Here is a 26,337-nt window from a genome sequence, read left to right on the forward strand (position 1 = left end):
CTTTTTTGTTTATGCATTGAATTCAAATCCCTTTCTCCTTCAAAACCCTCTTAATCTCCCCAGCCCAAATTTCATAGGCTTTTTCATTCAAATGTGTCTTATCCACTGCAAATTCTGCTTTTAAACCCGTTGAGTCGGATATGAATTGATTGAGATCGATGTGCTCGATTTGATGTTGCTGGCAATATTTAATCAGGAAACTGTTCAATGTGTCCACTTCCTTTTTGCTGATCGGATCGTTTTGTTCGTAAACTGTTAATGTCACAACCGGGATGATTTTTTTTGCCAAAAGTTTATCGAGAATGGCTTTGTAAAAACCCTGCATTTTATCCTGTGACACACCAACTGTAATGTCATTGATGCCGCCTTTTACAAAACAAATCTTCGGATGCAGATCAATGACATGCGATTGGAGCAATTGCAGAAAATGATAAGTGCTCATGCCGGGCAAGCCACTATTCAGCACATCCGTCCGATCAAGCAATGCAGTCCATTTGCCTTGTGCTGTGATGGAATTGCCATACATGACAATCGTTGGGTTGCCTTTCACAGACACGAACCTTTGCATGATTTTATCCCGATAAACAAAAGAAAAAATGCCAATCGCGAGGATCAATATCACATTTAACCCAAGCGAAGCGGCAAGTAATCGCTGCGTTTTCATGCCTTTTCACCCAGATTGAAACAGCGGCGACATCTGGCTTCATAAAGGTCCGTTTCGCCCAATAACACCCTTTCATTGGACGACGAAAGGCGGTAAGAATGTGAAGCCACTTCGCCGCAAACCATGCAAATTGCGTGAACTTTGGTCACAAATTCTGCAACAGCCATCAGTTGCGGCATGCAACCGAACGGTTTGCCCATGTAATCCATATCCAGTCCGGCAATGATGACGCGCTTGCCCGAATCGGCCAATAATGTGCATACTTCAACAATCTTTTCATCAAAAAACTGCGCTTCGTCCAGTCCCACAACTTCGCAGTCATGGGCCAGGTCCGGGATCTCTAATGATGACTGCACGGGAATGGAGCGGATCGAATTGTCGTTGTGCGAAACAATGTTCTCGTCATGATAGCGTTTATCCAACGCAGGTTTGAAGATCTGGATTCTTTGACGCGCAATTTTTGCGCGGTTCAGCCTGCGGATCAGTTCTTCTGTTTTTCCGGAAAACATGGATCCGCAGATGACTTCGATCCACCCGGTTCTTGGTTGCTGGTTTTCTTTCTTATGCGACGGTTCTATGAACATGTTGGCGTATTACTGAACGGCTGAGCGAGCAAATTTCTTTATCTTTACAAATCAAGCACATTTTTTTTAAACACTGACGTTACCAAAAGCTCTTATTCGTTATGCCGGATAATTTGAATTTAATTGCACTCAACCAATACGCTGCCAGGTTCACTACGACGATCTTAAACGACGTTTACAAGGAGCAGGACGCCATAACAGGAGCCGGATTACTGAAACTCACGCCCGTGAGACAGGTGAATTTGGGAATTTTAAACAGGTTATTTGACGCCTGGAAAAGAAATGCGCAGGAATTTCGCAGTCCGTATTTCGATTTTGGAAATGACGAAGTGAAGCAGGCGCTCGAAGATTTCATGAACACAGCTTCGCAGCACATTGCCGTGAAGCGGCCAGATCTGGAACCCCTGCTCTCTGATTCTGTTAAGGATGCATTGAAACTGCTACTCGCTCCTGAAAGCTATTTTGAGGAAAAAATCAGGGAGAAACAGGATGCTGAATTTACGCACGACAAGGCGGAGCAGCTCGTCAAATACACGCACATTCACAAGGGGATTGCAGAAGCAATGCTAGGCCGGCTCACCGACAGCGGGTCAAATTCCGTTTACCAGACGCAGGCTGTGAGCTGGTTATATGAATTAAAAGGCAATCCTGACTTGCTTGATGATACGGAAATTTATCTTGCGCAATTCTCGGACGTCTTTCCGATTAATGTGTCAGAGCTGCGCATTGCCGAGCCGGTCAAACCAACGCAAGTTGTGGGCAAGCAGGAATCAAAATCATTCTTTGATTCGGCATTTTCAGAATTAGAGCCGGCTGTTGCTCGGCCAACCGCCCCCCGCGCTGAGCCAGCATCTGCGGTTATCGGCGAAATTATTGCCAAAACCAATGCCAATGCTTCGGAAAAAGATTCTTTGAATAACCGTTTCAAAGTTGAGCTTCCAAAACATGATGATGATAAGTCTTACGGAAGCGTTCCGGTGAAGGTGGAAAGCATTGCAGGATCCATTCCATTGGGACAGCGCTTTATGTTTGTTAATCAGCTTTTTGATAAAAATAGCGAGCATTTCGACAAGGCTGTATACGAACTGGATATGGTGAAAAGCTATGAAGAGGCGCAAAACCTGATTTGGCATCGCTATGCTTCGAAATATGCGTGGGATGTGAACGGAGAGGCGGTTAAAACGCTGCTAGCCATTGTAAAAAGAAAGTTTACGTCGTAAAGACGCGCATTATATCAATTGAAGGAACATCTCGCGGGAGGTTTGCAAAGCTTGCAGATCCAGGTTGAGAAGTTCCTTTTTTTGTTTTGCAAAAGCCACCAGATTCTCTGTCGGCATGTTTCCAACCAGTTCATCTTGCGCCATGGGACAGCCTCCGTAACCCAGCACGGCACCATCGAACCTGCGGCAGCCAGCTTCATAGGCGGCAGCAATTTTCTCTTCCCAATTAGCAGGCGATGTGTGAAAATGTGCGCCGAATTCCAGATCCGGCCGTGATGCAAGCAATTGCGAGAGAACTGCCTTGATATCCTCTGTTTTCGCTACGCCGACCGTGTCCGCCAGTGAAAAAGTGTTAATGCCATATTTGGCCAATTCTTCCATATAATTAAAAACGATTTCTGCATTCCAAGGATCGCCATATGGATTTCCAAAGCCCATTGAAATGTAAATAACGAGCTCTTTATCATTCTCCATAGCCAGTGAAGCAATGCGCCGGACCCGTTCCAGGGACGCTGCAATGGTCGAGTTCGCATTACGGAGCTGGAAAGTTTCTGAGATGGAGAAGGGATAACCGATGTCACTTATTTGCGGAAATTGGCACGCATCCATTGCCCCGCGCTCATTGGCAACGATTGCAAGTAATTTGGTTGCAGTGTCAGCAAGGTCAAGCTGATCAATCAACTGCGCCGTGTCACTGACCTGCGGCATTGCTTTGGCGGAAACAAAACTCCCAAAATCAATGGTGTCAAAGCCGACTTTCAGCAACTGATTAATGTAAGCAGCTTTTTTCTCAGTAGGAATAAAACGATGAAAACCCTGCCAGGCATCACGGGGACATTCGACGATTTTCATGGCTCAATTTTGAATGAGTGAATGAGTGAATGAGTGAATGATTGAATGAGCGGGCGCCGCTGCGCTGAATGACTGAATGAATGAACGGACGGACGACGCCGCGCTCAATGAGTGAAAGACACAATGAGTGAATTATTAATCAATAAGTCATTGAATGACTGGACTGCCAGTGTCATAAACGAGCGAATGTTTTTAAAAAAATATTCAGTCATTCAATCATTCAGTCATTCACTCATTCATTTCAATATCGGCGCAAGGTCTTTTTCGTTTTCAGCTAGCCAGGCGGTGATGTCTTCTACAATTTGGCGGATGCCGATTTCTGGTTTCCAGCCGGTGAGCGCAGTTACTTTGGTGTTGTCCGTGACGTAAAGTCTGATGTCCGCCGTGCGATTTTCTGGGACAACTTTAATCGGGATCGTTTTGCCGGTAACTTCCTGACAAATTTTTGTCAATTCCTGCAAGGAAGCACTGCTTTCCAGTCCGCCGCCAGCATTCAATATCTCTCCATTAACTTTATCAAGATTGTGCAATTGCCAGTCAATCAAGTGGTAAAGGTCAGCGACGTGCAGCATGTCCCTGATTTGTTTTCCAGTGCCTCCATAACCGAAATAACCCAGTTGCTGCTCAAAATAATGTTTTGCAATCCAAAGCACCATCACGCCTTGATCCACTTTTCCCATTTGCCATGGGCCAGTGATCACGCCGCAACGGTTAATCACCGTTTTCAGGTTATAAAATTCATTGTATTCCTGAATAATCAGCTCGGAAGCCAGCTTTGTGGTTCCATATAAAGAACGCGCGCCATTCAACGGGAAATCTTCCGCAATTCCTTTTGAAGAAACGCCTGCCACAGGCTGATCATCGGAAAGCGCAAAACGCGTTGGTTCTTCAATAAAATTCAATGTTTCAATGGTCTTGATCGGATACACGCGGCTTGTAGACAAGAATATGAAGCCAGCCTTGTGTTTCAATGCATAATTGAGACAGTTAATGGTCCCAACCAGATTTGTATTGATCAGATAATCAGGTGTTCCATCCAAACCGGCAAGCACCGAAGGCTCGGCCGACGCTTCTATAACCACGTCAACAGCAGGAACGGAATCAAAATCTTCCTTATTTCGAATGTCGCCGTGAACAAACTCAACGCCATGCGTTTTAAGCCTGCTTAAATTCAGCTCCGAACCTCTGCGTTTGAGATTGTCTAACGCATAGACTTGATAATCAGGGTAATTTACTTTCAGAGAAATGGCCAATGCAGAGCCAACGAAACCGGCGCCTCCAGTAATTAAGATTTTCATAAATCGAATTTATATGTAACAGAAAGTGTGGATGTATAAACGTTCCAAAGTTAGAAGATTCCGTAAGAACGGTTCAGGATGCGAGGAATATTTATATTTAAAACTTATAATGTTTCAATTAGATATTCAGGAAAAATTAAATATTTTTGAATTGAAGTATGTAACTTATGTCCACATCTTTAAGTACATAGCCCCTACTGCAACGACTCGACATCTCAAAACATCCTATTTAATTAAAAACTTCGCACTGCATGCGCATTTTTACTATTGGTGTCTTCTTTTTATTTCTTGCATCCCGGTCTTTTGGCCAAACAACCGCTGTCAGTGAGCGACCAAAGGAAATTGCTTATGCGGTCTCCGCTTACAAGGATGCGACCAGTCAATCACAAAACCTCTACAACGGGCGCCAATATTATGTTTACGACAACAGGTCGGAAGAACATCAGTTTTTCGAATTCAGAAAATGGCACAATGGCGTGCTGATGTACGATAACCAGCGTTTCGACAGCATTCCGATGTTGTATGATATCTTCAAGGATGAGGTGATTATCAAGCATTTCTATGGAGATCACCTCTTGCTCCAATCAGAGAAGATTGACTATTTCTATGTTGATAACCATACATTTGAACGGCTTGAAGCAGGGAAAGACATTGATGCAGAAATGCGGACCGGCTTTTATGACGTGCTCTATAATGGCAGATCCCGCACAATTGCCCGCAGGATTAAACAAAGACAGGAAAAGATCGTCGACAAACGCGTCATTGCGCTTTATCCTCAAAAAAATTCCTATTTCGTCAGAAAAGGTGACCGATATTTCAGCGTACATTCTAAAAAATCGGCTTTCAACTTGTTCCCTGAATACAAGCGCGAACTGCGCAAAGTGCTTAAAGACGAGCGGATTAAGTTTAAAAAGAACCGCGAACTTGCCATTGTTAAAATTGTCGAAGCTTACGACAAACTAGCCAAACCATGAAGATACTTTTACCCCTTCTTTTATTCTGTGTGCTTCTGTTTTCTCGGGAATCTTATGCTCAAAACGCACCTGAGAAGAAAATTACCATGCGCCTCGATTCGGCCAGGTTCGGCGATTTTGTGAAGCAGGTTGAAAGCCAGACTGGTTACTATTTCTATTACGACGCATCACGTTTTGACAGCCTCGCATTGGACCTCAATGTGCAGGATCTCACCATTCGCGAAGTGCTGGACCAGGTCTTCAAAGGCTCGGAGTTTGAATATTCAATTGATTCACAAAGGAGAATTTACATTACGCAAGGACAAAAAATCATCACCCAGCTCACGCCTGGCATTTTTGAGCCCGATTTGGCAGGGGACAATGGCACCGTCGCATATGCCGGTCCGGAAGATGATGCGAAAGAAAAATTGCTCTCCACTGCCGAAAGCAAATTGCATGACATTGGGATTAAAAGGCATCGCATAACCCCCGGTAATTCCACCATCACGGGTTATGTCAGAAATGCAGTAACAGGCGAACCGGTCATTGGGGCGGCCGTTTTCATCACGTCGCCGTCCATTGGTGTAACCACGGACGCGCTCGGGCTGTATGCGCTCACGATCCCGCGTGGGAAGCAGATTGTAAGATTCAAAAGCACCGGAATGCGCGAAACGCAGCGTCAGGTTATGCTTTATTCGGATGGCAAACTGGATGTGGAAATGCGCGAAAGCGTGATTGCATTGAAGGAGGTTTCGGTAAAAGCGGGCATGGATAAAAATGTCGTCGGAACGCAGATGGGAACGGTGAAACTGACGATCAAAAACCTCAAACAAGTGCCTACGGTTTTTGGTGAAACAGATCTTTTGCGAACCGTGCTCACGTTGCCTGGGATAAAGTCAGTAGGAGAAAACAGCACGGGATTGAATGTGCGTGGCGGCTCTACCGATCAAAATTTGATCCAGTATAATGATGCCGTTATCTACAATCCGTCTCACCTTTTCGGGTTTTTCTCTGCATTCAATCCGGATGTTTTGAAGGATGTCGAACTTTATAAAAGCACCATTCCAGCCAAATTCGGAGGAAGATTGGCTTCTGTTCTGGATATTAACAGCCGCGACGGGAACAAGAAAAAGTTTGTTGCATCAGGCGGAATCGGCTTGATAACCGGGAGGTTGACATTGGAAGGACCGTTGGTGAAAGACAAAACTTCATTCCTGCTTGGCGGGCGTTCGACTTATTCGAGCTGGCTGATCAAGACATTGGACAATGAGAATTACAACAAAAGTTCTGCTTCGTTTTATGATGTGAACCTGCACATTAGCCACGAGATTAATGAGAAAAACAGCTTATTTCTAACGGGTTACATCAGTGATGACCGTTTCCGGTTATATGGAGACACGCTTTACACCTATCAAAACCAACTCGGATCATTGAAGTGGAAACACACATTTAACAACAGGCTTTACAGTGTTTTCACGGCTGCCCATACCAAATATCAATATTCAATGGGAGCGGCAGGTTTGCCGCTGAATTCGTTCGATCTCAATTTTGACATTAACCAATCCAACTTCAAGGCCGATCTCAGTTATGTGCTGCATCCAAAACACACGCTGGATTTTGGTTTGAGCACGATTTATTACAAACTGCATCCAGGCTCATTCCAGCCGAAGGGCACGGAGTCACTCATTATTCCGGATGAGCTGGAACCGGAGCAGGCTTCCGAAAGCGCATTGTACATTGAGGACAAATTTGAGGTAAATCCGCGTCTGTCCATCACAGCGGGCATTCGTTATTCATTTTACCAATATTTGGGACCGAGAAATGTGAACACTTATGTGCCAGGGTTACCCATTGAATACATTTATCAGAATGGTGTAAAAGAATATGGCTCAGGCAAGAAAATCCAATCTTATGGCGGTCCGGAATATCGCGCCTCGGTGCGTTACAGTGTTTTTGATAACCTGTCTTTGAAGGTCAGTTACAACACATTACGCCAATATATTCACCTGCTAACCAACACCATGACCGTTTCTCCAACGGATATCTGGAAGCTCAGCGACAATTATATCAAGCCACAAATCGGCGATCAGCTTTCAGTCGGCTTGTATCGCAATTTCAGGGGCAATAAAATAGAGGTTTCACTGGAAGGATATTATAAGAACATTCAGAATTTCCTTGATTACAAAGGCGGCGACTCACTGATTATGAATCATAACATTGAAGCTGCGGTGCTGAATACAAAAGCGAAAGCATACGGAATTGAGTTCATGATCAAAAAGATGACCGGAAAGCTAAACGGCTGGATCGGATATACTTACGCGCGAACATTGCTTAGAGCTATTGATAGAGAATCGCCGGATGCGCCGAATGACGGGAATTTTTATCCAAGCAATTATGACAAGCCGCACGATTTTACAATGATCTCCAATTACCGCTTTTCGCACCGGCTGAGCTTGTCCTTCAACTTCACTTACAGCACAGGACGGCCTTACACGCCTCCCATTGGAAAATACATCATTGATGGAGCACAGCGTGTTTATTATGCTGACAGAAACCAGTTCAGGATCCCGGATTATTATCGCACAGACCTTTCATTGAACATTGAAGGCAATCACAGGATTAAAAAGCTCGCGCACAGTTCATGGACATTGGCTGTTTACAATGTTTTGGGAAGAAAAAACCCGACTTCGGTTTACTTCCAGACTGTTGGCGGCAGGGTTAATGGTTATCAGCTTTCCATTTTTGGGCAGCCGATTCCTACGATCACTTACAATTTTAGATTTTAACAAAAGCGGCATATGAAAAAACATTGGTCTGCACTGCTTTTGATGATGCTGGTTTTGGTGATTTACAGCTGCATTGAGCCATTTAATCCACCGGAAGTGAATAATCCGGAGAGCTTTCTGGTTGTGGACGGTTTCCTGAATGTGGGCGGTGACACCAGCAAAATCATTTTGCGAAACACCCAAAACACGAACGACGAGGTAAAACCGCTAAACGAAGGCGGCGCGAAGCTCGTGGCCGAAGCAGAAAGCGGCGAAACCTACAATTTTGAAGAACTGGACAATGGAATATATGTTCTGCCGCCAGTCAATTTCAATATGTCGACAAAATATCGCTTGCGTATCAAACGATCCAATGGTCGCGAATATTTGTCTGGTTATGTTGTAGCGAGTAAAACGCCGCCCATCGACAGCCTAACTTATCGCGTGGATCGGAACAGAAATGCCATGCTTGTTTATGTCAATGCGCACGATGCGACCAACAATACGCGGTTTTATCGCTGGCGATTTGAGGAAACTTACGAATACAAATCGGCATTCTTCTCCGGACTCGTGCGTGATCCCGAAACGGAAACCATCATTGCAAGAAGGGATGACATCAACACATGCTGGACAACGCTGGAATCCAAGGATATTAAGTTAGGCTCGACAATCAAGCTTAATCAAGACATTATCAAGGATTTACCAATCAATGTGATCGACATTGCAACCAACAAATTGTATTTCAAATACAGCATATTGGTAAGGCAATATGCATTGTCGCAGGAAGCATTTGAATATTGGACGGATCTTGCCAAAACCACACAGGGAACGGGGAGCTTATTTGATCCCCAGCCTTCGCAGGTTACAGGCAACATCAGGAATGTAGCCGATGCGAAAGAGTTGGTTTTTGGCTATTTCAGCGCGTCAACTGAAGAGAAGCAGCGGATTTTTATAGCGCCATTGCTGGGGCGTTTTCCAACCTGCAATGCGCCCGATACACTCACACCACAAGAGGCATACGATTCTTATAGTGTGTTGCTGAATAGTTATATGGACCCGCAGGGCGTAAACTGGATATTAGGCTCATCCGAACTTTGTGCGGATTGCCGCGCGCAGGGCGGAACGAATAAGCGCCCGTCTTTTTGGAAATGATCTATCATTGATGATAAAAACTTTATGAAACGGAGGACTTTTATTTATTGCTGTGTGTTGCTCTGCGCCGCCTTATCGGGTTACGGACAGGACGATGCCATGGTAAAATCAATTCAGCAGCGCTTCGGGTTGTACACGGAACGGGCCGTGCAGGAGAAAATGTATGTTCATCTCGACCGGCCATTGTATTTGATCGGCGAGACGATCTGGTTTAAGGCTTACAATCTCAATGCGGCTTCTCACCAGTTTCTGGATTTGAGCAAAGTGGCTTATCTGGAAGTGCTGGATGCGGACAATAATCCATTGATCCAAACAAAATTTTTATTGGCCGATGGCAAAGGAAACGGCTCGCTGCTGATCCCATCATCAATTGGAAGCGGAAAATACAAAGTGCGCTGCTATACAAACTGGATGAAGAATTTCAGTCCGGAATATTATTTTGAATCTTCCATTTCCATCGTTAACCCGTTTGTGCGCTTCGATCCCGATCGTTTGGCCAAGGAGCCTGAGAAATATGATGTGCAGTTTTTTCCCGAAGGCGGATATTTGGTCAAAAACATTGAAAGCAAAGTTGCATTCCGGGCCATTGGCAAGGATGGCAACGGCATTGCTTTCTCAGGGGCAATCATTGACAATCAAAATGATACGATCCAAAAGTTTCAGCCTGAAAAAAATGGAATTGGTTATTTTACATTGAAACCGGAATCTGGAAAAGAATACAAAGCGGTTATCAAGGATAGCAAAGGACAGCCATACACATTTGCTTTGCCCAAAACTGAGGAGCAAGGCTATGTCATGCAACTGAAAGATTCCACAAGCAATCTCTTGAAAATCACCGTAACCGGCGAGGTCGTGAGTGATGAACCTGTTGCTGTTTATTTAATGAGTCACACAAGGCAGCTTAATGCACAGGCCGACAGAAAGTATCTGAAAAACAAGAAGGCGGTTTTTGTGCTGGACAAGTCGAAACTGGGCGAGGGGATTTCGCATATTACGATATTGAATGAAAAGCTGAAACCGCTTTGTGAAAGGCTTTATTTCAAACGGCCAACCAAGCAGCTGGCCATTGAAGCGACTATTAAGAATGCGTTTGTGACACGTGAAAAAGCGACTATGGACGTGTCTGCGGCAGTTTCAAATGCTTCCGATCTGGCCAATATGTCCGTTGCAATTTATCTTTCGGATTCGATTCAATCGCAGCCAGAAACGGATATTTCGACTTATTTGTGGCTTTCTTCCGATCTGAAAGGCAATGTGGAAGCTCCTGAATATTACTTTGCCAATGCGAATCCCGACACCGACCGGCAGTTGGATAACCTGATGCTAACCCACGGCTGGCGCAGGTTCAAGTGGGAAAATGTTTTCGTAAGTCAGGCGACGCCATTTGAATATCTTCCGGAATATGACGGTCATTTCATCACCGGAAAATTAATTAATAAAACTAACGGAGAACCTGCTAAAGGGATCGACACTTATCTGGCGCCCCTGGACGTGCAGGCGCGGTTGTATGTTGCCCAAAGTGATCAGAAAGGCAATGTCATGTATGAGGTTCGAAAATTCATCGGGCCCAAAGAAATCACATTGCAGACCAACCTGAATCAGGACACCGTCTATCGCTTTGAAATTGCCAGCCCTTTCTCCAAGCAATTTGCCGTCAGACCGGTCCCGCCATTTACGTTTAGCAAAACGTGGGAAAACCAGCTCCTGACCCGCTCTATCAACATGCAAACGGGCAATGCGTTCACGCCGGCAATCCCTACCCAGCAACCAGCATCATTAACCGATTCCATCGCATTCTTCGGAATGCCGGATGAGAAATATTTCCTGGATGATTTTACGCGTTTTCCAACAATGGAAGAGGTTTTGCGCGAATATGTGCGCGGCGTTATTGTCAGGAAAAAACAAAAAGAGTTTCATTTCCGGATGATTGACAAGCTGCTTCCGAACACATTTTACTCCACAGATCCGCTGGTGCTGCTGGACGGCATTCCTATTTTCGACACCAACAAATTCATGGAACTGGATCCATTGAAGGTCAAGAAAATTGAAACGCTCAGTTCGCGCTATTTCCTTGGCCCGATGACCTTCACCGGGATTGCAAGTTTCGTCACTTATGCCGGCGATCTGGCGGGTTATGAACTCGACTCGAAAGTAACCGTTTTGCCCTATGAAGGCGTCCAGGCCGAGCGTGAATTTTACGCGCCAAGATACGACAACGGCAATGCAAACAGCCGAATTCCGGATTTCAGGAATCTGCTGCATTGGTCGCCCAATGTTACGACAGACGCCTCTGGAAAAGCCAAGATAGACTTTTACACTTCGGACCAAACCGGCAATTATCAGGTTGTGATCCAGGGCATTACACCATCCGGAATTTCGGGAAGCAAAACGGTTTCGTTTTCGGTGGGTAAAAGCAGCCTTTGATCAAATATAAAACTCGGAAGTGTGCTTGATCTCTTTGAGCACAAAAGTGCTGTTAAGCACGCCGATGTTATCGATTTTGGAAAGTTTGTATTTGACAAAATCATGATAATCGTCCAGACTAGCCACATTGATTTTTAATAAAAAATCAACTTGACCGGCCATGTGATAACATTCCTGCACTTCTTCCAAATTCTGAATTTCCTGTTCAAACTTCTCGATAAAAGCCTCATTGTGATAGCGCATTGAAACCTGACAAATGGTCGTTATCTGTCTGTTAATGAGTTTTTTATCGAGTATGGCCACATATTGTTTAATGTAACCAAGGCTTTCCAACCGCCTTATTCTTTCATAAATCGGCGACACCGTGAGGTTTAGCATCGTCGCGATTTCCTTGGTCGTTTTCTTTGCGTCCTTTTGCAAAATGCGCAGGATTTTGGTGTCAATTTTGTCAAGCTGTTCCATGAGGCAATAATATTTACTGAAATGTGCAATAGCAAGTTCACTTAGGAAGTAAATTTTGGCAAAAAAATACAATAGTGCAGTAATATTTACTGCTGATCGGCGTAAATATTGAAATTATTATCCAAATGCGGGAAATTGCAAGTGATTAATGCTTTAAGAAAACGAGCTCGTCATGAAATCAGAATGCATATTGGTGATCGGGGCAAATGGGCAGATTGGCTCTGTTCTGGTGGAATATTTAAGAGAACTATATGGCGTAGGCCAGGTGGTCGCTTCCGATCTGAGGCAACCGGATCATGAGACAGGACTTTTTGAACAACTGGATGCAACAGATGCAAACGCACTAGCGGCTTTGGTGAAAAAATACAGGATCACGCAGATTTATCACCTCGCCGCAATCCTGTCTGCAAAAGGCGAGCAGGAGCCCCTGAAAACGTGGCATATCAACATGCAAACGTATTTTAATGTGCTGGAAGCGGCAAGGGAAAACAATGTTGCCAAGGTTTTTTATCCAAGCTCGATTGCGGTTTTCGGTGATCATGTCGATACAAAAGCAGAGCAATGGTCGTATCTGGACCCGGCAACGGTTTATGGCATCAGCAAAACGGCAGGCGAAAATTGGTCCAATTACTATTATAAAAGATATGGAATGGACATCCGTTCGCTGCGATATCCCGGCATCATTGGTTATCAATCCATGCCCGGCGGCGGAACGACGGATTATGCCGTTGACATTTACCACAAGGCCGTAAAAGGAGAAGCATTCGATTGTTTTTTAAAAGCCGCTACAACGCTTCCCATGATTTACATCAGCGATGCAATGGACGCAACCGTCCGGTTAATGGAGGCGCCAATAGACAAGATTACCATTCGAACGGGTTATAATCTGGCCGGGATCAGCTTTTCACCCGAAGAGGTTGCCGCCAGCATCCGGAAATTTATTCCCGATTTCCAGATCAACTACAAGCCTGATTTCAGGCAGCAAATCGCCGATTCCTGGCCCCAGCAAATAGACGATGCTGAGGCAAGAAAGGACTGGGGATGGCGTCCAGCATATTCTTTGGATAAGATGACAGAGGAAATGATTGCCGCATTGAAGACGAAATATCAATCGGTGAAAAGCTAAGAGCGGTTTACTTTACCAACACTAAAATCGAAAACCATGAATGCAAGCATCCAGGAAGAACTGCAAGCGGAATTAGAAGCCATCAAAGCCGCAGGTTTATATAAAAAAGAACGGGTCATCACCACGCCACAATCTGCAAATATTGCCACAGACGGAAAGAATGTGCTTAATTTTTGCGCCAACAATTATCTCGGATTATCATCGCATGCGGATGTGATTGCAGCTGGCATTGAGGCAATTAACACGCACGGATTCGGCATGTCCTCCGTCCGTTTTATATGCGGAACACAGGATATTCATAAAGAGCTGGAAAGCAAAACGGCCGCGTTTTTGGGCATGGAAGATTGCATTCTTTACGCAGCAGCATTCGATGCAAACGGCGGTGTTTTTGAACCATTATTGAATGAAAAAGACGCCATTATTTCAGACGAGCTGAATCACGCGTCCTTAATTGATGGGATCAGGTTGTGCAAAGCGAAGCGTTTTCGTTACAAGCACAATGACATGGCGGATCTGGAACAGCAACTGAAAGATGCCTCTGGAAGCCGTCGCATTCTCATTGTTACTGACGGTGTTTTCTCCATGGACGGCACGATTGCGCAGCTCGATAAAATCTGCGACCTGGCCGATGCTTACAATGCAATGGTCATGATCGACGAATGTCATGCATCCGGATTTATGGGCAAAACAGGCCGAGGCTCACATGAATTCCGCAATGTGATGGGCCGGATTGATATCATTACCGGAACTTACGGAAAAGCGTTGGGCGGTGCTTCGGGTGGATTTACGGCTGCGAAAAAAGAGGTTGTCGAAATCTTACGCCAGCGTTCGCGGCCTTATTTGTTCTCCAACACACTTGCTCCGTCCATTGTCGGCGCATCCATTAAAGTGCTGGATCTGCTTTCGTCATCCACGGCATTGCGCGATAAGCTTGAAAAGAATACGGCATATTTCCGCAAAGCAATGACGGAGGCGGGATTTGATATTTTGCCGGGCGAGCACCCGATCGTGCCCATTATGCTTTATGATGCCAAGCTTGCGCAAGAGTTTGCAGCAAAGTTACTGGATGAAGGCATTTATGTGATTGGCTTTTTCTATCCGGTTGTGCCGCAAGGGAAAGCGCGCATTCGGGTCCAAATTTCGGCAGGTCATGAGCAGGAGCACCTGGAAAAGGCTGTTGCCGCGTTTACAAAAGTTGGAAAAGAGCTCAGCGTTATATAAAGGAGTAAAAAGTTTTAGAGTTTAAAGTTCAAAGTTTAGAAATCAAACATAGACCCTAAACTCTAAACTCTAAACTTTTTACTCTATTCTCGTCAATTAGCCGGTTCGGGCTCCAAAAGTTCAGTCTCTACATGCAGTGATTGCAATGTTGCATTGCCATATTGCGTCACCATTGCCACATCAGCAGCATCTCTTCCGTGCGCAATTTCAATGCGGTAACCGTCCGTTTTTTCCTGCACGGCGTCAAATGTATACCATTGATCGCCGATATAAACATCAAACCAGGCGTGTAAGTCCATCACTTTCAGTCGGTCCAGATATCCAACGGTCATTCTTGTCGGGATGCACAGGTTCCGGCAAAGGGCAATGGCCAAATGCGTAAAGTCGCGGCAAACGCCAATGCGGTTACGCGCCACATCCAATGCAGTTGTGCTCGAATCCGTTACGCCATATTGATATTTAACATTCTGATGAATCCAGGTCCGGATGGCTTCCACCTGCGCATAACCAGGTGTAAGGTTGCCAGCAATGTTCATAGCAAGCATGTTGATTTCATGCAAATCTGACTCACAATAACGGCTTGGCAGAATGTAATGCATTACCTCATCAGGCAAGTCACCCACAAGTATATATGCAGGCGGTGGATTTGGAATTGCTTTCGTAGCGCTGACCTGAGCCTGCACTTCTGTCGTAATGGTAACCTTTCCAACCGGCAAAATCGTGCGCTGGCAGGGGTTACCGTATATATCGGTGTATTCTGAAAAAGGAACAGACGGCTCAATATTGAAACCTTCCTGAATGATAGACTGGCCTTCCTGGCGGCGAGGGCGTAACATGGTTGTTACGGTGGTGGGCGCATACACGTCATACGTGAATATGCTTCTTCCCTTCATTTTCATTATGAGTCGATTTAATTTCTTTGGAATGATATGACAACGAGTTAGTTAAAAATTACGTGCCATTATTTCGAATAAAACATGCAATAGGGTCTGAATTAAAACATTTTAATGGACGTTTGTAATGCAAGAATATTAATTTTAGGGCCATTAGAACGCCCGGTTTTTCTTGAACCTAAATTTCCTCATCTATGTCAGTTACAAAATGGATTGTAGACCCATTGCACTCCGAAGTAAAGTTTAAAATCAAACATTTGGTCATATCATCGATTACGGGCTCATTCAACAATTTTGAAGGAGGCGCCACGTCGGACCTGAACAACTTCGAGAATGCCGAAATTCACTTTTCCTTGGATGTGAATAGTATAGACACCAATGTCGATATGCGTGATGCGCATTTGCGTTCGGCCGATTTTTTTGACGCCGAGCAATATCCGCACATTACCTTCCAATCCAACTATTTTCACAAAGTGAAGGGCGACAATTACAAGCTTTCAGGCTTGCTGACCTTGAAAGGCGTTACAAAACCCATCGAGCTCGACGCCGAATATGGCGGAACAGAGCGTGACGCAGAAGGAAATGTCAGGATTGGTTTTGAAGTGGAAGGTCGGATTAGCAGACAGGAATATGGACTGAATTACATGCAATTAACCGATTCCGGCGGTCTGGTGATTGGTGAAGATGTTAAACTGATCGCAAATATTCAATTGGTAAAGCAATCCTGATATAAGTTTTTCAGCCGGTTTTTCCGGAATATGCCCGACAGCAGCCAGTTATGGAATGTCGGGCTTTTTTATGATGAGGATAAAACAATAGTTTATTCCTTTGCATATTAGCAATATCACCTCCCATAAAGTTAGTTTTAATGAGATTTCTTCGAATTTTCCTGCGTACAATTGGGGCCATTCTCCTGCTCCTGGTGCTTGTGATAGCCACAATGATCACAACGATGGACAAGACGCCTTATAAGCAAATGCCATATTACATGCAGTGGAAAAAGCTGGCCAGCACAATCCAGAAAGACACATCGGGCGCTGCCGATCAGTTGCAGGCGGGCTGGTCAAAAGTCAACATTACTCCGCCATCACCCACGCCCACAGCCGGTTATGGAAAGCGCAAAGGGAAATTATACACATCCGTCCACGACTCCGTTTATGTCCGTGCAATGGTGATAGACAATGGTGTTACCAAAGCTGCAATCGTCGCTTGCGACCTGCTGATTGTTCCGCCAACTGTCATTAAACTGCTTCAATCGCGACTTACGGATAAAGAAATTCCTTTCAATAAGGTGTATTTCGGCGCTACACATAGCCATAACAGTGTAGGCGGATGGGGAACAGGCATTTCTTCACTATTCTTTTCAGGGAAATACGATCCTGCAACGGTTGAACGCATCTCGGACGCCATCTTTCAGGCCATTGTGCAGGCAAAAGCCAAGCTCGAACCGGTGGAAATGACTTACATGGAATCCATTGACAGCGTCGACATTCGCAACAGGCTGGTGGGTGAGGAAGGCGGAATTGATCCGGAAATTCGCTCCGCAGCTTTTGTTACGAAAACAGGTCAAAAAGCAATTTTGGCCTCTTATGCCGCGCATTCGACGATTTTAAATTCATCAAACATTGTGCTGTCAAGAGATTATCCTGGAATGCTCGTCGACTCATTGGAAAAGGGAAGATATGACTTCGCCATGTATATGGCAGGCGCAGTGGGCAGCATGGGTCCGATCGAAAAGGGTTCGGACGATTTTGATGAGGTAAAAAATCAGGCATATGGCGTCCAAAAAGCATTGCTCTCGGACTCGGCTGTGAAGGAAGTGTCGAAAGGCGCCATTTTACAGGCCATCACATTGCCATTGCCCTTGCGCGACCCCACGCCCCGACTGACGATGAACATTAACCTGCGTCCCTGGGTATTCAAAAAAGCATTCGGAGAATATCCCGTGTTTATCAAAGCATTACGGATCGGCAATATTTTGATGGTCGGCATGCCTTGTGATTTTTCGGGTGAATTGGTGGCCGGCCTGGACGCATATGCAAAAACAAAAGGACTTAACCTGTTGGTAACCAGTTTTAATGGCGGATACATTGGCTACATTACACACGACAAGCATTTCGACAGGGATTTGTATGAGACCAAAACAATGAGCTGGTATGGACCCTACAATGGCGCTTACTTACAGGAAGTTATAAAAGACATTATTGATAAATTATCCTAAACGACCGAAACCAATGAAAACACTGCTGCTTGCATTAATTTGCCTTTTTAGCATTCAAACTATGGCACAAAAACCTGTTCGTCTGGCAGTTGCCGGCCTTACCCACGGTCACGTCGGCTGGGTTTTCAATCGCTCGGATAAGAAGGACGTGGAGCTCGTTGGGATCTACGAAACAAATCAGGATCTGGTCAATGAGTTTGCCAGCAAATACAAGCTCGACAAAAAGCTGTTTTTCACTGATCTTAACAAGATGCTCGATGAAGCAAAGCCAGAAGCAGTTTCTGCTTTTGGGGCAATAAATGAACACATTGCCATTGTGCGGGCATGTGCGCCGAGGAAAATCCACGTTATGGTGGAAAAGCCGCTAGCAACGACTTTTGCAGATGCAAAGGAAATACAAAAACTTGCCGAGCAAAACAGCATTCAGGTGCTGACAAATTATGAAACTTCGTGGTATGCAAGCAACCAATATGTGCGCGATCTGGTGGAGCAGGGCAAGCTTGGAGAAATCAGAAAAGTGATGGTGAATGACGGACATCAGGGCCCGAAGGAAATCGGCGTAAGCAAGGAGTTTCTGGAAATCCTGACGGACCCGGTTAAGAACGGCGCAGGTGCCTTGATCGACTTTGGTTGCTATGGTGCAAATCTCATGACCTGGCTTTTGAAAGGCGAACGCCCACTTTCGGTTACCGCCGTTACGCAGCAGAACAAGCCGGAGATTTACAAGCAAGTTGACGATGAAGCGTCCATTATACTGCAATATCCAAAAGCGCAATGCATCATTCAGGGCTCCTGGAACTGGTCTTTTGCAAGAAAAGACATGGAAGTGTTTGGAAACAAGGGCTACGCTGTGGCCGTAAATCCAACAACCGTAAGACAACGTTTCGCAGAAAAAACACCCGAAGAAACCATCAAGCTCGACCCGCGTCCCGCTCCGTTCACAGACCCGTTTTCGGTCTTGGCTGACGTAATTCAGGGCCGTTTGAAGTTGGAAAAGAATGATTTATATGGCTTACCCGTCAATGTCACTGTTGTCGAAATTCTCGAAACTGCCAAGGAATCTGCCAAGTCAGGGAAAACGATCTTTTTAAAACAATAAGCAAACAAGTTTCGCATGCCTATGGAACCGCGCTCCGTTAAATTTTCACAAACCACACTGACAGAATTAATGATCCCTTCCTATGCCAATTTCGGTGGAAAAATACACGGAGGCATTCTTTTATCGTTGATTGACAAGGTTGCATATTCCTGTGCGGCGCGTCACGCAGGAACATATTGTGTGACCGTCTCGGTTGATGGCGTGGATTTTTTAGAGCCCGTTGAAGTCGGCGATCTGGTGTCTTTGCATGCATCGGTAAATTATGTAGGCCGCACATCGCTGGTCATAGGAATCAGGGTTATTGCGGAGAATGTGCGGAATGGCTTGCAAAGGCACACAAATACTTCATATGTAACCATGGTTGCGAAAGGAGACGATGACAAGCCGACTGTGGTGCCGGAATTACTGCTTGAAAATGAAGACGATGCACGCCGTTTTCTGGAAGCAATCAAACGGCGGGAATTGAAGGACAATTATCGCGATGCATTTGACAATGCTAAAACCAAGCTGGACGTTGCGGACAATCTGCACAAACTGGCAAAACAGCGTTGTGTTATCGGATGGGAAACTGAAAAATAGAAAATATGTATGCTCTGATCTTAGGCGCGCTCTTGTTTTGGAACGCTGAACCAGCGATGACGCTGAATGTGGAATTCACGAATGTGAAAAAAGGCAAAGGGAAGCTTTGGATTGCGGTTTATAAGCCGGGCGATAAGTTTGGAGGGAAGGAAAAACCCGCTAATTATAAAATCATCGACGTAAAAGAAGCGACGCCCCAAAATGCGCAGTTTGACCTCGCACCAGGCCGTTACGCACTGGCCGTTTACCACGATCTCAACAGCAATGATGAGCTCGACAAGAACTTTATCGGCATTCCGAAGGAGCCTTATGGTTTTAGTAAAAACTTCCGGCCTAAATTTTCTGCCCCGAAATTCGATGATTGCGCGTTTGAACTCAAAGATCCGGGACAGAAAATCAGTATAAAACTAACGGACTAAAAACCGAATAAGCCGCCGGTTTTTTTGCGGGTGGTTGTTGTTTTTTTACCAAAAAGCATCCCAAACACACCCCTGACCACTTCTCGTCCGATTTGCTTGGCCAGTGGCGACGAAAGTGCTTCTGAGAACATTCCTTTCTCCTCTTTTTCTTTCTTCACTTCCGCGACTTCTTCCTGCGCTTTTGCTTCAACCTGCGCCTGCGCTTCCATGCGTTTGGTCAGCATTTCGTAAGCGCTTTCCGGGTCAATTGGATCTTTGTATTTCAGGTAAACGTCTGATTGTCTGACGTGATTGTCATAATCCGCCTGCGTCATCGGGCCCATAATGGAATTGGGTGGCAATAAGTGCGTCGCCGCAACTTCTGTCGGAATTCCCTTTTCATTCAGAACCGTGATCAACGCTTGTCCAATTCCGAGTGTTGTCAGGATCTGATCAATGGCATAGAATTCTGATCTCGGATATGTCTTAACCGTTTGTTTCAAAGCGTCTGCATCCTGCGGTGTAAATGCCCTCAGCACATGCTGCACGCGGTTTCCCAATTGCGAAAGTACTGAAACAGGAACGTCCTGCGCCATTTGTGTGCAAAAGAAAATCCCCACGCCTTTCGAACGGATAAGCCTTACGACCTGCTCAATTTGATCCAGAAATGCTTTTGGCGCATCTTTAAACAACAAATGCGCTTCATCGAGGAAGAAGACGAGTTTGGGTTTGTCCAAATCACCAGCTTCCGGAAGTTTTGTATAAAGTTCTGCTAAGAGGCTCAGCATGAATGTAGAAAACAATGCTGGCTTGTCCTGAACATCCGAAATATTCAGCAAGCTGATCACGCCCTGCCCATCAACCCGGTTGATAAGGTCACTAATGTCAAACGACTTTTCACCAAAAATAGACCCAACTCCTTGCTGTTCCAATGCGACGATTTTTCGCAAAATTGTTCCCGCCGTTGAGGTTGAAATGCTGCCATAATCCGCTTTTATTTCGGCCGCGCCGGGTCCTTCCGAAAGGAAATTGAGCACTTTTTTCAGGTCATTCAAATCCACCATAGGCAGATCTTTATCATCGGCATATTTGAAAAGGATTGCCAAAACGCCCGATTGCGTGTCATTGAGTTCAAAAATCTTAGAAAGTAAAATCGGCCCGAATTCAAGGATCGTTGCACGCATTTGAGCGCCTTTTTGTCCACTCAATGAATACAGCTCAACAGGATATCCCTTCGCCTCAAAAACGGTCCCTAATGCCAAAGAGCGTTCCTGCAATGCAGCATTGGTTTGCCCCGGCTGTGCAATTCCAGATAAATCACCTTTGATATCAGACATAAAAACGGGAACGCCAGCCGCAGAAAGCTGTTCTGCAAGCACTTGCAAGGTGCGCGTTTTCCCCGATCCGGTTGCGCCGGCCACCAGTCCGTGGCGGTTCATCATGCGCAACGGCAGATTTACACGTGCTTCACCGATGATCTCCCCGTCCAGAATAGCGGAACCCAAATGAATTACAGGCTTGTCAGTTTTATAGGATTTTTGAATGGCCGCAATAAATTGTTCTTTTTTTGACACAGTAATCAAGGGTTATAGTTTATGACGTGTTAATTTACAAAAATTGCGCATTTTGGGGTTTTTTCGCGTTATAACTCCAAAACTTACAGGAATAATAATCTTTTGAGAAGTTATATTACTTTTTGCAGGTTCTTGTAATTGCAAAATTTTATTAGGTATTTTGGTGATACTGCTTATTAATTATTCTGATTATACAATTTAAGGACAACACTCTTATTTTATGCTTAGCCGAGTTGCCAATTCAATTTACTGGATGAATCGTTACATAGAACGGGTAGAAAACTACGCCCGGTTTGTGGGAGTTAATTTTAACCTGGCATTGGATCTGCCGCCCGACGTGGATGAGCAGTGGGAACCGCTTCTGATTGCAACTGCCGATCATTATTTGTTTTATAAATACTATGAAAAGCCGACGAAGGAAGACGTGATACATTTCATGACTTTTGATAAGCGTAATCCGAATTCTATCATCAGTTGTCTTTACGAAGCGCGTGAAAATGCGCGGACGATCCGGGAAACGATTTCAAAGGAAATGTGGGAGAGCATAAACACATTTTATCTTTCCATACGCAGCACAAATCCGGATAATTTCCGAAATATGGACCATATGCAGTCCTATTTTACGGAAATTCGCAAAAGCTGCCAGCTTTTTCATGGCGTGGTGGATTCTTCCATTACGCGGAACGAGGCCTGGCATTTTGGTCGTCTGGGACGGCATATTGAGCGGGCCGACAAATGTTCGCGCTTTCTGGATGTCAAATATTTTACGCTTTTGCAGGATTCAGGTCCTTCCGGGTCAACATTGGATTTAATGTTATGGACAGCCGTTTTGAAGTCTGTGAGCGCTTACAATATGTATAGACAAACGCATCGCGCATTGACGCCGATGAACATTGTTGCGTTCTTGATTTTGGATAAATTATTTCCAAGGTCCATAGCTTATTGTGTGAGACAGGCCGAGCTTTCCCTTTACGCCATTGCGGGGTCCATTCCTGAGCGCGGACATACGAATGTGGCTGAGCGGACATTGAGTAAAATAAGGTCGGAGCTGGAATTCACGGATGTAGAAGATGTCTTTAAAATGGGCCTTCATCAATATCTGGACAGGTTTCAGACTTCCAATAACGAGGTGGATAACGCTATTTTTGACATGTATTTCGGTTTGGAAACGGGGCACTCGCAAAGTCAGTCTCAGGGACATTCTCAAAGTCAGTCGCAAAGCCAATCGTCCGGGCAGTTTAAAACCCAATGGATGAATTGAGCCGAACATTTATAACTTACCAATCGTTACGATAATATATTGTTCACGAAACACTGGTAAAATGCAGGAATTTTCATGAAGCTCAAAGTGCGGCATTCGCTTGAATATCAGTATAACGCGCCGGTTATGCTCGAAATGCAAACCTTGTATCTGTATCCCAGATCCTATCCGCACCAGCGCCTGCTTGACTACAAGCTGACCATTGATCCGCAGCCTTCGAAAATTGTGAAAAACGTGGATGCGGAAGGCAATGTGCAGCATTTGATTTATTTCTACAATCAACAATATCAGCGACTTTTTGTAGAAGCCGAAATGACCGTCAGCTCCGATCCAGTCAATGTGTTCGACTTTGTTTTTTATCCCTACGAAACGAGCAAGATTCCTTTTTTATACGATAACCGGATTTACAAATATCTGATCCCTTATCTTGATAAAACAGACTCCACTTATCAGGTCGAGCAGTTTGCGCGAAAACTTGCCGCGCAAGTCGACTATGCAACCATTCCTTTTTTGGTTGAAATGAGTCAATATATCAGTCAAAACTTCGTTTACCAACACCATCAATACGGAAACGCTTATCCGCCAGACGACACGCTGCGTGCTCAAAGTGGTTCATGCAGGGAGTTTGCAAGGCTGTTTATCGGCGCTTGCCGGAGTCTAGGAATAGCAGCACGATTCGTGAGCGGTTACTTGTACGGCAACCCGCAGCAAGAACACGAACTGCATGCTTGGGCAGAAGTTTTTCTTCCGGGAGCTGGTTGGAGAGGTTTTGATCCGACAGAAGGTAAGGCTGTGATTAACAACCATATCAGTATGGGAACATCTGCGGATTATGATCAGTTGGCGCCTGTAATGGGATCGTTTCTTGGTTTCACAAGCTCTTTGCTGACAACCAATGTAGACATTGAATTACTGGAAGCCTGACCGGGCGGTAAGTCAAATCTTGCTTTTGTTTCAAGAAAAATCGGACAGTAGAGAGGGAAATTTAGTATTTTTGCAACCAAACAAAAAGAGGAATTCTAGATCGTGACGTTAATTAAATCTATCTCAGGAATCAGAGGTATTGTGGGTGGGAAATCGGGAGAGGCGCTGACTCCGATTGATGTTGTCAAATTTGCAGCAGCGTACGGAACCTGGCTGAGGCGTACAAATCCACAAAATTTTAAGGTTATTATTGGTAGAGATGCGCGTCTTTCAGGTGAGATGGTGAGTCGCCTTGTGGCCGGAACGTTGCAGGGAGTCGGTCTTCACGTAACAGATCTTGGCCTTTCCACTACACCCACTGTTGAAATAGCCGTCACAGCCGAAAATGCAGCAGGCGGAATTATCCTAACTGCAAGCCATAACCCAATTCAATGGAATGCGCTCAAACTTTTGAACCATAACGGAGAGTTTATTTCAGAAGAAGACGGTGCAGAAGTGCTGCGAATTGCTGATCAGGAGGATTTCGTTTTTGTTGATGTTAAAAAACTGGGAAGCTACGTTTCAGATGATTCTTATTTACAAAAGCATATAGATCAAGTGCTTGCATTGCCGTTGGTGGATGTTGAAGCAATTACAAATGCCAATTTCCGAATCGTTGTTGATGCAGTAAATTCTACTGGCGGCATCGTGGTTCCAATGCTCCTTGAAGCACTTGGTGTCGATTCGAAAAATATCAAAAAATTGAACTGCGAGCCTACGGGCAATTTCGCACACAATCCAGAGCCGCTTCCAGAGCATTTGCGTGAAATCAGTAAAGCATTGAATGATGGCTCATTTAATTTAGGAATTGTCGTTGATCCGGACGTGGATCGTCTTGCGCTGATGTGCGAAGACGGAACGCCATTTGGTGAAGAATATACATTGGTTGCCGTTGCAGATTATGTTTTGAAAAACACACCTGGCAACACCGTTTCCAATCTTTCATCCACCGCCGCATTGCGTGATGTGACGGTTAAAGCGGGAGGTCAATATTTCGCATCAGCCGTTGGCGAGGTGAATGTGGTGAATATGATGAAGGCAAATCATGCGGTTATTGGCGGTGAAGGAAATGGCGGAGTCATTTATCCTGAAAGCCATTACGGAAGAGATGCTTTGGTTGGCATTGCATTGTTCTTAACGCATCTAGCCAAATTTGGTAAAACTGCTTCCGTGCTGCGCAGGTCATATCCGGGTTATTATATTTCAAAAAATAAGATAGAGCTGACGCCGGATATTAATGTTGACAACATTCTTAGCCGCATTCAAACAAGATATTCGAAGCAGCCATTAAACACAATTGACGGCGTTCGCATTGAATTTGACCGGGAATGGGTGCATTTGCGCAAATCCAATACGGAGCCGATTATCAGGATTTATTCCGAATCTGAAACGCAGACAACGGCTATCAATCTGGCAAACAAGATCATTTCGGATATTAAAGAAATCATCTCGGAGCCAAAAAATAGGCAACAATGAAAGTTTACTTGGACAACGCGGCTACAACGCGTCTTGATCCGGAAGTTTTGGAAGTGATGCTGCCGCTCATGACTGAGCAATTTGGCAATCCATCATCCATACATTCTTACGGCCGAGCAGTGCGCTCGTCTATTGAGAGAGCTAGAAAAACGATTGCCGGAATTCTGAATGCCGCGCCCGCTGAAATATTCTTCACATCAGGCGGCACCGAAGCTGATAACACTGCTATCAGATCAAGCATTGAAACGCTTGGCCTGAAACACGCCATAACTTCCCGAATCGAGCACCATGCCGTTTTGCACACGCTCGAACATCTTAAAAAAGCGGGTTATATTCAATTGAGTTATGTCAATACTAACGAAAAAGGAGAAGTTGATCTGCAACATTTGGAAACATTGCTGCAATCCAATTCGCGTTCCTTAGTTTCGTTAATGCATGGCAACAATGAAATTGGCAATTTGCTGGATCTCAATGTTGTGGGACATATTTGCGAAAAGTATGATGCGGTTTTCCATAGCGACACCGTACAAACCATGGGTCATTACAAGCATGATTTGCAGCAAATAAAAACGAATTTCATTGTCGGTGCAGCGCATAAATTCAACGGACCAAAAGGCATTGGATTTCTTTATATGCGTCCGGGAATTAAGATTGCGCCGTTTGTGCATGGCGGCGCGCAGGAGCGTAACATGCGTGGCGGAACCGAAAATATTTATGGCATTGTAGGCCTTGCGAAAGCATTGGAAATTGCTTATCGTGACATGGATGCGCATCGCAAGCATATCGAAGGCTTGAAGGTGCGAATAATTAACAAGCTGAGCAGCAGCATCGAAGGCATTTCATTCAATGGTAACTCTGGCGATTTGGATAAAAGTCTTTACACCGTGCTGAATGTCAGCTTGCCGCCGTCGGACATCAGTGATATGCTGCTTTTCAATCTGGACATTGCAGGAATTGCGGTTTCAGGAGGTAGTGCTTGTGCAAGCGGAACCGAGATTGGCTCCCACGTGCTGAACGAGCTTAAAATTGATGAAAACAGGGCTAACGTCCGCTTCTCGTTTGGCAAATACAATACAGAAGAAGACATTGACTACGCAGCGCAAACGCTGGCCGATTTATACAAAAAGGAAAGCGTTATCATATCATAAAAAA

The 26,337-nt window shown here is 44.9% G+C and carries 23 protein-coding genes; 16 read left to right on the top strand and 7 right to left on the bottom strand.

Annotated features, from left to right (window positions below):
* Nucleotides 1–22: 22 nt before the first annotated feature.
* Together LZG73_RS21310 and LZG73_RS21315 are read right to left on the bottom strand one after the other, a co-directional pair.
* Nucleotides 23–664 (bottom strand): GDSL-type esterase/lipase family protein, encoded by a 642-nt coding sequence (locus tag LZG73_RS21310; protein ID WP_233854379.1) that lies wholly within the window; start codon nt 662–664, stop codon nt 23–25.
* Nucleotides 661–1,248: a thymidine kinase gene (locus LZG73_RS21315; RefSeq protein ID WP_233854380.1), complete on the bottom strand. Its 588-nt coding sequence runs from the start codon at nt 1,246–1,248 to the stop codon at nt 661–663. Before LZG73_RS21315 ends, LZG73_RS21310 begins: the two co-directional genes overlap by 4 nt.
* Nucleotides 1,249–1,349: 101 nt before the next feature.
* Here LZG73_RS21315 and LZG73_RS21320 point away from each other — a divergent pair, with 101 nt between their 5' ends.
* On the top strand, nt 1,350–2,468 hold the full coding sequence (locus LZG73_RS21320) for a hypothetical protein (RefSeq protein ID WP_233854381.1): 1,119 nt from the start codon (nt 1,350–1,352) through the stop codon (nt 2,466–2,468).
* A 9-nt stretch (nt 2,469–2,477) separates the two neighbouring features.
* Here the strand turns inward: LZG73_RS21320 and LZG73_RS21325 are convergent, their stop codons facing one another.
* Together LZG73_RS21325 and LZG73_RS21330 are read right to left on the bottom strand one after the other, a co-directional pair.
* Nucleotides 2,478–3,320: a hydroxymethylglutaryl-CoA lyase gene (locus LZG73_RS21325; protein WP_233854382.1), complete on the bottom strand. Its 843-nt coding sequence runs from the start codon at nt 3,318–3,320 to the stop codon at nt 2,478–2,480.
* Nucleotides 3,321–3,556: 236 nt separating this feature from the next.
* Complete coding sequence (locus LZG73_RS21330) at nt 3,557–4,618, bottom strand: NAD-dependent epimerase/dehydratase family protein (RefSeq protein ID WP_233854383.1); 1,062 nt, start codon at nt 4,616–4,618, stop codon at nt 3,557–3,559.
* Between the two features lie 251 nt (nt 4,619–4,869).
* Between LZG73_RS21330 and LZG73_RS21335 the strand changes: the two genes are divergently transcribed.
* The 4 genes from LZG73_RS21335 to LZG73_RS21350 are packed head-to-tail and all read left to right on the top strand — an operon-like array spanning nt 4,870 to nt 11,912.
* Complete coding sequence (locus tag LZG73_RS21335; RefSeq protein WP_233854385.1) at nt 4,870–5,592, top strand: hypothetical protein; 723 nt, start codon at nt 4,870–4,872, stop codon at nt 5,590–5,592.
* Entirely contained in the window at nt 5,589–8,357 is a 2,769-nt protein-coding gene (locus LZG73_RS21340; protein WP_233854387.1) for a TonB-dependent receptor domain-containing protein, read from the top strand. Before LZG73_RS21335 ends, LZG73_RS21340 begins: the two co-directional genes overlap by 4 nt.
* A gap of 12 nt (nt 8,358–8,369) precedes the next feature.
* On the top strand, nt 8,370–9,488 hold the full coding sequence (locus LZG73_RS21345) for a DUF4249 domain-containing protein (protein WP_233854389.1): 1,119 nt from the start codon (nt 8,370–8,372) through the stop codon (nt 9,486–9,488).
* Between the two features lie 24 nt (nt 9,489–9,512).
* Nucleotides 9,513–11,912 carry a hypothetical protein gene (locus LZG73_RS21350; protein WP_233854390.1) on the top strand — a complete coding sequence of 800 codons (2,400 nt, stop codon included), beginning with the start codon at nt 9,513–9,515 and terminating at the stop codon, nt 11,910–11,912.
* Here LZG73_RS21350 and LZG73_RS21355 read toward each other — a convergent pair whose 3' ends face one another.
* A complete protein-coding gene (locus tag LZG73_RS21355; RefSeq protein WP_233854391.1) occupies nt 11,913–12,374 on the bottom strand; it encodes an Lrp/AsnC family transcriptional regulator in 462 nt (153 codons plus the stop codon).
* A gap of 172 nt (nt 12,375–12,546) precedes the next feature.
* Here LZG73_RS21355 and LZG73_RS21360 point away from each other — a divergent pair, with 172 nt between their 5' ends.
* Nucleotides 12,547–13,500: an NAD-dependent epimerase/dehydratase family protein gene (locus tag LZG73_RS21360; protein WP_233854392.1), complete on the top strand. Its 954-nt coding sequence runs from the start codon at nt 12,547–12,549 to the stop codon at nt 13,498–13,500.
* 36 nt (nt 13,501–13,536) lie between these two features.
* A complete protein-coding gene (gene kbl / locus LZG73_RS21365) occupies nt 13,537–14,721 on the top strand; it encodes a glycine C-acetyltransferase (RefSeq protein WP_233854393.1) in 1,185 nt (394 codons plus the stop codon).
* 92 nt (nt 14,722–14,813) lie between these two features.
* Here the strand turns inward: kbl and LZG73_RS21370 are convergent, their stop codons facing one another.
* Nucleotides 14,814–15,620, bottom strand: coding sequence for a transglutaminase family protein (locus LZG73_RS21370; RefSeq protein WP_233854394.1), 807 nt, complete (start codon nt 15,618–15,620; stop codon nt 14,814–14,816).
* A gap of 188 nt (nt 15,621–15,808) precedes the next feature.
* Here LZG73_RS21370 and LZG73_RS21375 point away from each other — a divergent pair, with 188 nt between their 5' ends.
* From LZG73_RS21375 to LZG73_RS21395, 5 genes are all read left to right on the top strand, one after another.
* The gene (locus tag LZG73_RS21375; RefSeq protein ID WP_233854395.1) at nt 15,809–16,342 is read left to right on the top strand and encodes a YceI family protein; all 534 of its coding nucleotides are present in this window, start codon (nt 15,809–15,811) and stop codon (nt 16,340–16,342) included.
* Nucleotides 16,343–16,482: 140 nt separating this feature from the next.
* Complete coding sequence (locus LZG73_RS21380; RefSeq protein WP_233854397.1) at nt 16,483–17,835, top strand: neutral/alkaline non-lysosomal ceramidase N-terminal domain-containing protein; 1,353 nt, start codon at nt 16,483–16,485, stop codon at nt 17,833–17,835.
* A gap of 13 nt (nt 17,836–17,848) precedes the next feature.
* Nucleotides 17,849–18,934: a Gfo/Idh/MocA family protein gene (locus LZG73_RS21385; protein WP_233854398.1), complete on the top strand. Its 1,086-nt coding sequence runs from the start codon at nt 17,849–17,851 to the stop codon at nt 18,932–18,934.
* A gap of 21 nt (nt 18,935–18,955) precedes the next feature.
* A complete protein-coding gene (locus LZG73_RS21390; protein ID WP_233854544.1) occupies nt 18,956–19,513 on the top strand; it encodes an acyl-CoA thioesterase in 558 nt (185 codons plus the stop codon).
* Nucleotides 19,514–19,518: 5 nt separating this feature from the next.
* Nucleotides 19,519–19,932 carry a DUF2141 domain-containing protein gene (locus tag LZG73_RS21395; protein WP_233854400.1) on the top strand — a complete coding sequence of 138 codons (414 nt, stop codon included), beginning with the start codon at nt 19,519–19,521 and terminating at the stop codon, nt 19,930–19,932.
* Here LZG73_RS21395 and LZG73_RS21400 read toward each other — a convergent pair.
* Nucleotides 19,929–21,485 (bottom strand): helicase HerA-like domain-containing protein, encoded by a 1,557-nt coding sequence (locus LZG73_RS21400; protein ID WP_233854401.1) that lies wholly within the window; start codon nt 21,483–21,485, stop codon nt 19,929–19,931. The two genes, LZG73_RS21395 and LZG73_RS21400, sit on opposite strands and share 4 nt — an antisense overlap.
* A 220-nt stretch (nt 21,486–21,705) precedes the next feature.
* Between LZG73_RS21400 and LZG73_RS21405 the strand changes: the two genes are divergently transcribed.
* The 4 genes from LZG73_RS21405 to LZG73_RS21420 all read left to right on the top strand — a co-directional run bounded on the left by LZG73_RS21405 (nt 21,706) and on the right by LZG73_RS21420 (nt 26,333).
* Complete coding sequence (locus LZG73_RS21405; protein ID WP_233854402.1) at nt 21,706–22,746, top strand: alpha-E domain-containing protein; 1,041 nt, start codon at nt 21,706–21,708, stop codon at nt 22,744–22,746.
* Between the two features lie 75 nt (nt 22,747–22,821).
* Nucleotides 22,822–23,670 (top strand): transglutaminase family protein, encoded by an 849-nt coding sequence (locus tag LZG73_RS21410; RefSeq protein ID WP_233854403.1) that lies wholly within the window; start codon nt 22,822–22,824, stop codon nt 23,668–23,670.
* 102 nt (nt 23,671–23,772) lie between these two features.
* A complete protein-coding gene (glmM, locus tag LZG73_RS21415; RefSeq protein WP_233854404.1) occupies nt 23,773–25,185 on the top strand; it encodes a phosphoglucosamine mutase in 1,413 nt (470 codons plus the stop codon).
* Nucleotides 25,182–26,333, top strand: a complete 1,152-nt coding sequence (locus LZG73_RS21420; RefSeq protein WP_233854405.1) for a cysteine desulfurase family protein — start codon at nt 25,182–25,184, stop codon at nt 26,331–26,333. The genes glmM and LZG73_RS21420 overlap by 4 nt, the downstream gene beginning before the upstream one ends.
* Nucleotides 26,334–26,337 lie beyond the last annotated feature (4 nt).

The sequence above is a fragment of the Dyadobacter sp. CY326 genome, assembly GCF_021390515.1.
Classification (GTDB): domain Bacteria; phylum Bacteroidota; class Bacteroidia; order Cytophagales; family Spirosomataceae; genus Dyadobacter.